This window comes from Arthrobacter sp. TJ-240 (genome assembly GCF_058269195.1).
The window spans coordinates 50,209-62,335 of sequence record NZ_JBZCNG010000005.1 but is presented as its reverse complement, the minus strand read 5'-3'; the positions used below and the strand labels follow the sequence as shown (position 1 = coordinate 62,335).

Annotated in this window: 10 protein-coding genes and 1 tRNA gene; 8 read left to right on the top strand and 3 right to left on the bottom strand. The window is 66.3% G+C overall.

Going from position 1 to position 12,127, the window contains the following annotated elements; genetic code table 11:
- Positions 1-4: 4 nt before the first annotated feature.
- Positions 5-1,258, top strand: a complete 1,254-nt coding sequence (aztD, locus tag AC4D2C_RS13185; protein ID WP_490915341.1) for a zinc metallochaperone AztD — start codon at positions 5-7, stop codon at positions 1,256-1,258.
- Between the two features lie 153 nt (positions 1,259-1,411).
- Here aztD and AC4D2C_RS13180 read toward each other — a convergent pair whose 3' ends face one another.
- Positions 1,412-2,236, bottom strand: coding sequence for a sigma-70 family RNA polymerase sigma factor (locus AC4D2C_RS13180; RefSeq protein WP_490915340.1), 825 nt, complete (start codon positions 2,234-2,236; stop codon positions 1,412-1,414).
- Between the two features lie 301 nt (positions 2,237-2,537).
- Between AC4D2C_RS13180 and AC4D2C_RS13175 the strand changes: the two genes are divergently transcribed.
- Both AC4D2C_RS13175 and AC4D2C_RS13170 read left to right on the top strand, forming a co-directional pair.
- Complete coding sequence (locus AC4D2C_RS13175; protein ID WP_490915339.1) at positions 2,538-2,735, top strand: hypothetical protein; 198 nt, start codon at positions 2,538-2,540, stop codon at positions 2,733-2,735.
- Positions 2,736-3,143: 408 nt separating this feature from the next.
- Positions 3,144-3,217, top strand: a tRNA-Met gene (locus AC4D2C_RS13170).
- Between the two features lie 162 nt (positions 3,218-3,379).
- On the opposite strand, the gene AC4D2C_RS13165 is transcribed toward AC4D2C_RS13170, so the two are convergent.
- Both AC4D2C_RS13165 and AC4D2C_RS13160 read right to left on the bottom strand, forming a co-directional pair.
- Positions 3,380-4,528, bottom strand: a complete 1,149-nt coding sequence (locus AC4D2C_RS13165; protein WP_490915338.1) for an amidase family protein — start codon at positions 4,526-4,528, stop codon at positions 3,380-3,382.
- A gap of 342 nt (positions 4,529-4,870) precedes the next feature.
- Positions 4,871-5,629, bottom strand: a complete 759-nt coding sequence (locus AC4D2C_RS13160) for a DUF1648 domain-containing protein (protein WP_490915337.1) — start codon at positions 5,627-5,629, stop codon at positions 4,871-4,873.
- Positions 5,630-5,812: 183 nt separating this feature from the next.
- Here AC4D2C_RS13160 and AC4D2C_RS13155 point away from each other — a divergent pair, with 183 nt between their 5' ends.
- The 5 genes from AC4D2C_RS13155 (at position 5,813) to AC4D2C_RS13135 (ending at position 12,022) form a co-directional block, all read left to right on the top strand.
- Entirely contained in the window at positions 5,813-6,157 is a 345-nt protein-coding gene (locus tag AC4D2C_RS13155; protein WP_490915336.1) for an ArsR/SmtB family transcription factor, read from the top strand.
- Entirely contained in the window at positions 6,157-7,047 is an 891-nt protein-coding gene (locus AC4D2C_RS13150; RefSeq protein WP_490915335.1) for a cation efflux transmembrane domain-containing protein, read from the top strand. The genes AC4D2C_RS13155 and AC4D2C_RS13150 overlap by 1 nt, the downstream gene beginning before the upstream one ends.
- A 110-nt stretch (positions 7,048-7,157) precedes the next feature.
- A complete protein-coding gene (locus AC4D2C_RS13145; RefSeq protein ID WP_490915334.1) occupies positions 7,158-7,865 on the top strand; it encodes a DsbA family protein in 708 nt (235 codons plus the stop codon).
- Positions 7,866-7,870: 5 nt separating this feature from the next.
- Positions 7,871-8,524 (top strand): vitamin K epoxide reductase family protein, encoded by a 654-nt coding sequence (locus tag AC4D2C_RS13140; protein ID WP_490915333.1) that lies wholly within the window; start codon positions 7,871-7,873, stop codon positions 8,522-8,524.
- A gap of 459 nt (positions 8,525-8,983) precedes the next feature.
- On the top strand, positions 8,984-12,022 hold the full coding sequence (locus tag AC4D2C_RS13135) for an alpha-mannosidase (RefSeq protein ID WP_490915332.1): 3,039 nt from the start codon (positions 8,984-8,986) through the stop codon (positions 12,020-12,022).
- Positions 12,023-12,127 lie beyond the last annotated feature (105 nt).

The window sequence follows — 12,127 nt, the reverse complement described above, 5'->3', positions numbered from 1 at the left end:
GATCATGACAGTCATCCCGCTCACCAAACGCTCACGGCACCTGTCCCTCGCCGCGACCGTCGCCACGTCCGCACTGCTCCTGACCGCGTGCGGATCCTCCTCGGAACCGGCGTCGGAGGAATCGGCCGCACCGGAAACCACCACCTCGGCCGCAGCCGCGTCACCCACTCCCCGCGTCGCCCTGACCTACGACGGCGGCATCGTCGTCGTCGACGGCACCACGCTGGAACTCGTCGGCGACCTCCCCATCGAGGGCTTCACCCGCCTCAACCCCGCGGGAGACGGGCGACACGCGCTGGTCACCGTGCCCGCCGGGTTCCAGGTCCTGGACCTCGGCACGTGGACCGGCTCCTCCGGGTCCCAGCAGGCGGAACCGAAGCTCACCGACCTCGTGTTCGAGGCCGACACCGCCGGACACGTGGTCCAGCACGGCGACAAGACCGTCCTCTACGCCGACGGCACGAGCGACACCACCATCTACACCACGGACGATCTCCTCGAGGATCCCGAAAGCCTCCCGGCGACCGAGGTCATCCCCGGCGACGAGGCCCACCACGGTGTCTCGATCGTCCTCGAGGACGGCACCTTCCTCACCACCGTCGGCACCTCCGAGAGCCGCTCCGGCATCAAGGTGATCGACCCCGACGGCAACGAGATCGCCACCAGCGACCAGTGCCCCTCCGTCCACGGCGAGGGGACCGCGATGAACGAGGTAGTCGTCTTCGGCTGCAGCGACGGCGCGCTCGTCTACGACAGGGGAGAGATCACCAAGATCGACGCCCCGGACGAGTTCGGCCGGATGGGCAATGCCTACGTCAGCGAGACCAGCCCCATCATCGCCGGGGACTACAAGGACGATCCCGACCTCGAGGGCTACCTCCTGCACCAGCTCACGCTGATCGACACCGAGGCGAAGACCATGAAGGTGATCGACCTCCCCGAGGGCGTCGAGTACACCTTCCGCGACGTGGCCCGCGGCCCGGACGACGAGGTGCTCATCCTCGCCTCCGACGGAGCCCTGCACAGCATGGACCCCGAGACCGGGGAGATCACCACCTCGCTCCCTGTGGTCGACCCGTGGGAGGGCCCCGCCGAGTGGCAGGACCCGCACCCCGCCCTCAAGGTCGTCGGAGGCACCGCCTACATCACCGATCCGGCGTCGAAGAAGCTCCACGCCGTCGACATCGCCACCGGCGGGATCACGTCCTCTGACGAGCTTCCGGGCGCGCCCAACGAGATCACGGCCGTCGAAGGCTGACCGACCGCACGGTACGACAGGGGGCGGCACCCGTGGGTGCCGCCCCTTCCGGTGTCAGCCACCGGGGACCAGCAGCGCCCGTGTCCGTCGCGGGCAGTCGGGGCGGCACCGGCCAAGGCACCACCGATCAGGAATCCGGCTCAGGACGCCGGCTCAGGACGCCGACGCGAACGCCGGCCTGGCTGATGTGCGTGAAGCGGCTGTCTTGTGGAGGGGCGTCAGCGCAGCGCCGAGGGCCGAGAGGTACTCGGCGCGGCGCTTCGGCGAGATCCTGGACACCGGCACGGACGAGGTGCCCGCGGCGTCGGCGTAGTGGGTCGCGAGTCCGTCCTGCAGCAGACGCAACGCCTCGGACTTCTGCTGCGACACGGCCGAGTGAGTGGTGCCGAGCTCCGCAGCGACCTCGGTGACGGACCTGCCCTCGAAGAAGACCTGCTCGATGATGTGGCGCATGCGCCCCGGGAGGTTGGTGACAGCGGCCCGCAGGTGGCGCACCTGCTCCTCGGCGAGCAGTGCGGCTTCGGGGAGCTGCTCCGCGGCGGGGACGATGTCCAGCACGGTCTCGTCGAGCGTCTGGACCGAACGGCCGGCGTCGTCGAGCGCCGCATGTACTTCGCGGCGGCTGACACCGAGCGTCATGGAGAGCTCATCGACGGTCGGGGTGCGCCCGAGCGATGCCGCCAGCGCGTCCTGCGCCGCCAGGGTCTCGCCGATACGGCGCCGGACGGATCGAGGGGCCCAGTCGTTGGACCGCAGCTCGTCGGCGAACGCGCCGGTGATGCGGCGCCGCGCGTAGGCGCCGAAGGGTACGCCGAGTGTGGGGTCGAACGAGTCCGCAGAGGTGATGAGCGCGATCGCACCCACCGACGCGAGGTCGTCCCTCGAGAGATGTGTGGCGCGGGCGCACAGGGCGGAGACGAGATATCCGACCAGAGGCAGATTGGCGACGATGAGTTCTTCGCGGTCGCGTGAGTACATGAGCAAGCTCCCCAGCTGCTTCGGTGGCATCGCTGTCCGCTGGTGTCCGGCAAGGGTCTGCCGGGGCGTCAGGATGTCGCTTCGAAGCTATCAGCGGGTTTTCGCCGGAGGGATGCGCTGGGCCAATCCTGCCCAAAGGTTGAGGTTCTTGCGCTAACGGTCGGGTTGACGGTCTCTACGGGCGACTCAGCCGACGCCAGGGACGGCCTCAGGGACGGCGGATTGTCCCGGGTCCGGCCGATGATTCCGCTCTCCCTGGTCCGTCCAACCAGCAACGGCTCACGACCCGGGAGGACACGCGATGACCCACCGCAGCGGATGGCTGCCCGACGATCTGCACATCGTCTCCGACGCGGACCTGCTCCTGCTGCAGCACGGGGCCCAGTCTCCCTGCCGGCAGGGAACGGCCGGTCGGCTCCGGGCGTCGCCTTGGTCCGACGGCCTCGAGCGCGTGCTGGACGAACTCGAGCGCCGGGGCCTGGTCGCTCCCGAACCATGACGGGGTGCAGGCCTCCATCCGGTGAGCACCGGCTTCCCGCCGGTCCGGCGCGCGGAACGAATCGGTCGGCCGGCCGGTCTCGAGGTCGGGCTCGACCAGGCGAGCGGTTCGCCGATGACCTGCCAGATGCTGCCCCGCCGGCGCAGCGCCAACGGTGTGCCGGAGGGCAGGAACCGGACGGCCGCCGGCTCGTCCAGAACGTGCCACGCACCTCCCCCTGTATCCTCACGTGCAGCTTCGTGGGTCGCTTGCCGTCGTGATCCCACTGACAGGAAACCCTGGGCCAGGTGCTGCCCGGCTGGGATAGGTGGAGGAGAGCGGCTCTGCAGGAATCAGTTCGAACGCCCCGGTCCTGGGGTGGCCTCGATTGGTGTCTTCCTCGTGCTGTGCGTAAGGTCGTTCTTGCGCCGCGGGGTGGAGCAGTTCGGTAGCTCGCTGGGCTCATAACCCAGAGGTCACAGGTTCAAATCCTGTCCCCGCAACAACAGGGCACCTACTCACCATCGTGTTGAGTAGGTGCCTGAACTTCATCGGGCCGGGGCTAAGACGACACATGGGCGCTATGCCGCCTTCCACCTAGCCGTATCGGGTCCCTCTTCCCATCACCGCCGATAACAGCTGTGCACAGCCAGGCCGACGTCGAGTTACTGGCTGATTCCTGCGCGCTGGATCTGCGTTGCCAGGTGCAGGAGGGGGGTGTCGCTGTGGCGGGGGCCGACGATACTGAGCCCGACTGGTGCCCCGGGGGTGGGGACAGGGACGCTGATTGCGCACCGGCCCGAAAGTCCGGCGGTAACAGTCAACTGGAACGTAGTCGCTCGAGCTTGTTCGATGACGGCCCCACCGAGAGAGGCCTCGTCGCGGGTGGGGGCGACCGACGATGCGGAGGGCAGCAGCAGCAAATCGTCACCGAGCATCCGATCAACCATCTGTCGGGCTCCGACCAGTCCCACGGCCGCGGCGTCACGGTCAGCAAGGGTGTATCTGGAGGCGGTTTCGAAGCGCGATCGCACATCCGGGTTCAGCGTGTCCCAGTGCTGGGAGATCCAGGGTCCGTGGGCCTGCCAGGCCTCGTACCCCTGAACGGTCTGGAACCAGCGCACCCACTGCGGCAGCACGGTGGTGTCGAAGTCGATAGGTACCACCTCGGGGAGGCCTCGGGTGGTGCCCCACCGGTCGATGGCCGCGGCCACGGCAGCTTGGACTTCCCCTGTCGCCACGGACAGCAGCCGTTCTGAGAAGAGGGCACGGCGCGGGGGGCGAGCTTTGCGCATGTTTCCCAGCAGGACCTTGCCCACTGCCGCGAGAGTATCAGGATCGCGGGTGATCCATCCGACCGTGTCGAAGGATGGGGCCAGGGGAATCAATCCCTCGACTGACACGGCCCCGTGAGTGGGACGAATGCCGTAGAGACCCTGGTAGGAGGAAGGGATGCGAATGGAGCCGCCGGTGTCGGTGCCGAAGCCGATGGTGGCCTGACCGAGTGCTACGGCACTGGCCGGTCCCGAGGTCGAGCCTCCGGGGATCCGGGCAGGAGCGGCCGGATTGGGCGGGGTGCCGTAGTGGGCGTTCGTGCCGGCCAGGCTGTAGGCGAACTCGTCGGTGCGGGCGATGCCGGCCACGTCGGATCCGGCCCGCAGCAACCGGGCAACAGCCGGAGCCGTGGATGTCTCTACCCCTGCTTGGGCCAGCCAGGTCTCATTGCCGGCCCCGACCCGGTACCCGGCAAGGGAGAAAAGGTCTTTGACCGCAATAGTCTCTCCACGCAAGGGCCCGCCGTGGTGACCGGTCACCAGGGGGCGTCCATACTCGCGCCATACCGTGCGATCGACTCCTGTCGCCGGCGACGTGCCGTTCAGCGGGCGACGACCCGCGGCGGCGATGGCCGCGCCAGGGGGCATTGCGGCCACCGCCAGGACGGCGGGAACAGTAGAAAGCACAGCACGACGACTCAGCACAGGATCTCCTAATAGGTCAACGAGTTGCTTCGACGTATCGAACCTAGTCAGGGGAAGTGTCGGCGAGGTTTCCGGCATGACGTTGCAGTGTTACATGATGTGGCTTCGGGCACTACCGGTTTCAGCAGGTCGTCCTATCCGAGTTCCCTGCGGCTCGTGGACGTCTCATGCGGCAGCTCATGCTGACGACTGGGAAACGATGAGGATGAGAACCAAAGGAAGCCCCAGGGTGACCGCGAGGAACCCAACGACGACTGCACGCCCCTTCCAGTGGCCGACGTTGATGGTCAGGCCGTACCCGGTTCCCTCCCGCTTCGGCACCAGGATCTGCGGATCGTCGGGGTCGTTGAGGATGCCCCCGGGGAGCCAACGACTGTCTTCCAGCTCCTCGTCACTGCTCGGCCGGACGCCGGCGGCCGAGGCTCGCTGCTTCATGTCGGACGACACGGTTCGAGACATCGGGACGGCGATCATGACCGCTGCGAGGATGCCCAAAAGGACAGGCCATGCGGAGAATGACTGAACCTGAGCCCACACCTGAAGCGTGGCGGCCGAGACCAGCAGCACCGTCATCAGGGCGGCTGTCGAGAGGATCACGATAAGAACGCGTCGATCGCCCTCCCGACGATAGGTCTCCCACTCGCTCTGCTCCGGCTTGGGCGGCGTCATCCTCGGGACGAGTGCAGCCGCACCAGCCATGAAAGCGCACGTGGCGACGGCGATCAGCAAAGGCAGGTAGACGCTGGTGAACGACTTGGGCGACCAGTCGTCAGGGGCCCCATCGGGGCCCCAATGGGTTGCGATGACCTCGGGTAGCTGGTCGTAGATCGTCGATCCGTAACCGGACACCGCGGCGATCAGTAACAGGGCTACCCACAGCGGAGTCCACGCGAACCATCGCCCGCGGTTCAGGTCAGGCGTGGTCAGTGTCCCCATGTCTTCGACCGTACCGCGACCACCGATCACCCCGGAAGCAGGGCTTTCTTGAAGCACCCGGTGAGTTCGGTTTGTCGCTCACTTCCAGGCGCCGACTCCAGGAACACGCACCGGCATCGCACGCGGCTACCTCGACGCCTCGCCCTTTCTCGGGTAGTACACGGAAACCTGTACCATTGGGGGATGGGCACTCTTACTCATCACTCGGTGCTTGCCCGGTTCGGCTACGCCCTGTCGGATCCAGTCCGTGCTCGGGTTTTGCTGGCGCTACGGGACGCACCGTCGTACCCGGGTGAGCTGGCCGAGCTGGCCGGCGTGAGTAAGCAGCGGTTGTCGAACCACCTGACCTGCCTACGCGGGTGTGGGCTGGTCGTCGCCGTTCCTGAGGGGCGACGGGTCCGGTACGAGCTGGCGGACCGGCGGCTCGGTGATGCTTTGACCGTGCTGCTCGACGTCGTGGTCGTCAGCGAGGCCGAGTGCTGCTGCACCACCCGGGAGAACCACGTCGAGGGAAAGGTCTGCTGCTGATGAGCACCCACACCTCACCCATATCGGTGCATTCAGCGCCCCCAGCGCCCACGGTCGAGCGGCGCGCGGTCCTGTCCCGGCGGATCCGGCTCTTCGTCGCCGCGACGATCACCTACAACGCCATCGAAGCGGTCGTCGCGATCAGCGCCGGCACGGTCGCGTCCTCGAGTGCCCTGATTGGTTTCGGGCTGGACTCGATCGTGGAGGTGCTGTCCGCGGCGGCCGTGGCCTGGCAGTTCGCCGGGCGCGACCCGGAAGCCCGCGAGAGAACAGCGCTGCGCCTGATCGCGTTCTCCTTCTTCGGCCTCGCCGCGTTCGTGACCTTCGACGCCGTCCGCACCCTGCTCGGTGCGTCCGAACCCCAGCACTCACTGGTCGGGATCGTCCTCGCCGCGGTGAGCCTGGCGGTCATGCCATTCCTGTCCTGGGCCCAGCGCCGAGCCGGCCGGGAGCTCGGCTCCCGCTCGGCCGTCGCGGACTCGAAGCAGACCCTGCTCTGCACCTACCTGTCCGGGGTCCTGCTCGTCGGTCTGCTGCTCAACAGCACCCTCGGCTGGTCCTGGGCGGACCCGGTCGCCGCCCTGGTCATCGCCGCCGTTGCCATCAAGGAAGGCCGCGAAGCGTGGAAGGGCGACTCCTGCTGCGCGCCGTCGTTCGGAAACCTCGATGCCGACGGAAGCGTTGACACCTGCGGGAGCACCCCGGACAGCGGCACGGACTCCTGCTGCAGCACCGACACCATGACAGGTGCAGCTGTGGCGCCATCGAGCGCCCCTGCGGGAGTTGCGCCGCTCACGTTGACGTCCCGCCCCACCGGGCCCAGCGCCACGACAAGCATCCCGCACAGCACGGCAGTCGGCGCGTCCTGCGCCTGCTGCACACACGACTGAGCACCCGATCGACAACCGATCGACCTGTTTTCATCTGATCGACCAACGGTTCCCCGCACTGGGCGGGGAGCAAGTACGACCACGCAGTTCCATGACGAGGAGACACCACCGTGCCGACCCCCGCCCCCGCTCCCAGCGCGACCCCTGACACGAAGAAGGGCCTGAGCCTGCCGAACCGGATTGCAATCGGTTTGCTCGCCGCAGCAGCGCTCGTCGTCGGCCTGGTCATCCTGTTCAACACGTTCGGCGAGGACAACAGGCAGGCCGCCGGCACGACCAGCTCCGCAGCCGACGTTGTCCGCGAGGACAGCCACCGCCTGTCGCAGGCACCGGATGAGAAAGCCGTGCTGGTCGAGTTCTTGGACTTCGAATGTGAGTCCTGCCTCGCCGCGTACCCGCTCGTGGAAGACCTCTCCGAGGAATACGGGCAGAACCTGACCGTCGTTTCCCGGTACTTCCCGCTGCCCGGGCACCCGAACTCGGAGACCGCGGCCGCCGCCGTCGAGGCCGCAGCGCAGCAGGGCAAGTTCAAGGAGATGCACGCCCGCATGTTCGAGACGCAGCCCGAGTGGAGCCACTCCAACGAGGACAGGTCGCCGGTCTTCCGCGGCTACGCCGAGGACCTGGGCCTGGACATGGAAGCCTATGACGCTGCAATCGCCGACCCGGCGACCATGGAGCGTGTGGACGCCGACAAGGCGGACGGTAGGGCACTGGATGTTGAGGGAACCCCGACGTTCTTCCTCGACGGACGGAAGATCCAGCCCGCCACGGTCGAGGAATTTCGGAGCCTCGTCGAAACCGCCATCGAGGACTGAACACCATGGCTCATTCCAGCAGTGACACCGGAGCATCCCCGGGAGCAGCCCTGGGGAGCGGGCAGGAGGATGTGTCCGCCATGCCCGGGTTCGCGCGCAGGGTCCCGTTCGGGATCATGCTCGTCGCCACCGGTGTCATCGGATGGGTGGCCGCGGCCATCCTGATCCTGGAGAAGCTCGAGCTCTATCGGAACCCGGATCACGTGACCAGCTGCGACATCAACCCGTGGGTGTCGTGCGGGCAGGTCATGGAGACCTGGCAGTCAGAACTCTTCGGATTCCCCAACCCCTTCATCGGGCTCGTCGGTTTCACCATCATCATCACCACCGGCATGGCACTGCTCGCCGGCGCCCGGTTCGACCGCTGGTACTGGACTAGCCTGCAGATCGGCGTGACCCTCGGGGCGGTGTTCGCGACCTGGCTGTGGAGCCAGGCGCTGTTCGAGATCTACATCCTCTGCCTGTACTGCATGGTCGTGTGGGCGGCGATGATCCCCCTGGTCATCCTCACCACCGTCCGGAACATGGTCCACGGCATCATTCCCGCTCCCGCCGCCCTCACCCGCTGGCTCGCGGCGTGGGTCGGACCGATCATCGTCCTGGCCTGGATCGCCGTCGCAGCGTCCGTGTTCTTCCGCTTCCTTCACGTCTTCACCTGAGGCCGCCGGCAAACAATCCAGGGCGTTTGCCGCGTCCCTGTGTTGGAGGGGAGTCCACTGCAGGCGAACCTCTCTGTCCAGCACCCGGCAGGCCTCTCGGAGACCCCGGGAAGTAGGGTCTAAAACAACAAGATGGCCTCTATGCTCGACGTCAGAAAAGCTACAGAATGAGGGGATCTGAGATTCCTGCAGGCATGACGGGGCCGGCCCCCTCCGCGCTAAGGGTTTCTGCACCGGAGCTACGGTTTCACGGGCAAGGCCCGCTCGAACGCTTGGGCGGAACGTCGCGTGCTTCGACGGATATTCTTCACGCTTCAATCGAAAGTAGCTCGATGGTGCAAACCATCATGAACCACCTGCTCGCTGGCGCTCCTCGTGTGAGGGGAAGCACTGCCACCCAGCGGTTCGTACCCATCATCGATTCTGATTAGCCGACCCGAATCCTGGTAGGAGATCTAGATGCACGACGACCGCCTGAATGCCGAGCAGCGTCTCGGTCGGTTTGTTCGGGACCGTATTCTTCCGGCCATTTACGGCAGGGCGCTTCCGCTTCAGCTCAGCAGCTGGGATGCCCCAGGGGAACCCGTGCCCGCCGCGGATGCGCTACGCCAGGTCTTCACGTCGCAGGAGCCGGGTGCTGCGTGGGGCAAGGCCTGGAGCACCAAGTGGTTGCGCCTGCAGGGCGAGGTGCCGCAGGACTGGGGCATGGCTGACTCCACCACAGTGGAGGTCATCGTGAATCTCGGCTTCAACAGCACCGGCCCAGGGTTTCAGTGTGAAGGTACTGCGTGGCGCTCGGATGGCAGCATCATCAAGGCAATCTCGCCACGGAACTTTCACGTTCCGCTGAAGCTCCTCGGCGGAGGGCATTCGGTGGACTTCTATGTGGAGGCCGCAGCCAACCCGAATATTGCAGCGGATTGGTCCTTCGCCCCTACACCGCTGGGGGATAGGGCCACCTCCGGCGATGAGTCCCGGTACCGTCTGGGCCGCATCGCCATCGCTGAACTGAACGAAACCGTGTGGGAACTCAACCAGGACATCTGGACCCTCAGCGGCTTGATGCACGAACTTCCCATGGAGATGCCGCGGCGCCATGAGATCCTCCGCGCGCTTGAACGCATGCTGGACGCCATGGACCCGGACGACGTCGCGGGAACCGCGGCTGCGGGCCGCGCAGAGCTGGCGCAGGTCCTCAGCCGTCCCGCCTACGCGTCGGCCCATGAACTGCTGGCTACCGGCCATGCGCACATCGACTCCGCCTGGTTGTGGCCCATCCGTGAAACCATCCGCAAGTGTGCCCGCACTTTCTCCAACGTGGTGGCCTTGATGGATGAAGACCCGGACTTCGTTTTCTCCTGTTCTTCGGCCCAGCAGATGGCGTGGATGAAGGAGTTCTTCCCCGAGCTCTTTGTACGCATCAGAGAAAAAGTCGAGGCCGGCCAGTTCGTACCAGTGGGCGGCATGTGGGTGGAATCGGACACCAATATGCCAGGAGGCGAGGCCATGGCCCGCCAGTTCGTGGAAGGCAAGAGCTTCTTCCTGAACGAGTTCGACATCGAGTGCCAGGAAGCCTGGCTGCCGGATTCGTTCGGTTACTCCGGGGCCATCCCGCAGATCGTCAAGGAAGCCGGCTCGCGCTGGTTCCTCACCCAGAAGATTTCCTGGAACAAGGTCAACCGGATGCCTCACCATACCTTTGCGTGGGAGGGCATCGACGGCACCCGGCTGTTTACGCACTTCCCGCCGGTGGACACGTACAACGCTGAGTTGCATGGCCGCGAACTGGCCCACGCGGAGCGCAACTACCGCGACCACGGCCGGGGAACCATGTCACTGGTGCCCTTCGGTTATGGGGACGGCGGTGGCGGCCCCACGCGCGAAATGGTTGCTGCAGCGCATCGCACGGCGGATCTGGAAGGCTCCCCGAAGGTCCGCATGGGCACCGCCAAGGACTTCTTCACCAAGGCCGAGGCCGAGTACACCAACCTGCCGGTGTGGGTGGGCGAGATGTACCTGGAAATGCACCGTGGAACGTACACCAGCCAGGCCAAGACCAAGCGCGGCAACCGTCGCAGCGAACACCTCCTGCGCGAGGCCGAGCTGTGGTGCGCCACTGCCGCGGTCCGGATCGGCGGGGCCTACGCGTATCCCGCGGACGAGCTCAAGCGGCTCTGGCGGCTGGTCCTCCTGCAGCAATTCCATGACATCCTGCCTGGCAGTTCCATTGCCTGGGTCCACCAGGACGCCGAACGGAACTATGAAGCCATAGCCCGGGATCTCGAGGACATCATCGGCCAAGCCGCCCATGCCCTGGTGGGCGAGGGCGGTCAGGAGTTCCTGCTGAACGCTGCACCGCATCAGCGCAACGGCGTGCCCGCGCTGGGTGCTGCTGAGACCACGAAACCCCATTCCTGTGTTCAGGTGGACGAGCACGACGGCGGCTACGCGCTGGACAACGGCATCATCCGCGCGGTCCTGAGCCCGGACGGCCTGCTGACCTCCCTCGTGGACCACGCCAGCGGCCGTGACGCCGTCGCCCCCGGGCAGGCCGGGAACCTGTTGGAGCTTTTCAGGGACACTCCCAACGAATGGGACGCCTGGGACATCGAAGAGTTCTACCGCCGGAACGTCACCCCACTGACCCAAGCGGATGCCGTCGACGTCGAGCGCTCACCAGCGGGCGTCGTCGTGATGGTCAGACGCACGGTGGGTGCCTCCACCATCACGCAACGCCTGACTCTCGAGCCCGGTGCGGCGTCGCTGGGGATCGCCACCACAGTGGACTGGCAGGAACGCGAGAAAATGCTCAAGATCGCCTTCCAGCTGGACGTGAGGGCGGATCGTTCAGCGTCCGAAACACAATTCGGCCACGTCTTCCGGCCGACGCACACCAACACCTCCTGGGAAGCAGCCAAGTTCGAGATCTGCGCTCACCGTTGGATCCACGTCGCGGAACCCGGTTACGGCGTAGCAGTGAGCAACTCCTCCAGTTACGGGCATGACGTCACCAGGGCGGTCCGCGCCGATGGTGGAACCACGACGACGGTCCGCGCCTCACTGCTGCGCTCTGCCCGGTTCCCGGATCCGGAAGCAGACCGAGGTGAGCACACTCTTGAGTTGTCCATCAGGCCCGGCGCTGCGATCGCCGACGCCGTGGAAGAGGGCTACCGCACCAATCTGAAGCCGAGATTCATCTCCGGCGCACGGCCCGTGGAACCCCTGCTTTCCGTGTCCAACCCCGCAATCGTCATAGAAGCAGTGAAGCTGGCCGAAGACGGCACGGGCGACGTCATCGTGCGGCTCTACGAATCGTTGGGGGAGCGCTCAACCGGACACCTGAGGGCCCACTTCCAGTGCTCCGGCGCGGTGGCCACGGACCTGCTGGAGCGCCCCACGGGAGCCCCGGGTGTGACTGTTGAGGAGCGATCCGTGGTCAAGCTGGTGCTACGGCCCTTCCAGCTGGTCACGCTGCGCTTCGTCCGCCACAGGAGCTGACCACTGCGGCACTACTCTGCTCAGGTCCTCTCCGGAGTGCGACCCATCTGTGGACGGCAAAGATGGAGCAGTAAAAGTCCACATCGAAATCGAACGCCGAACACC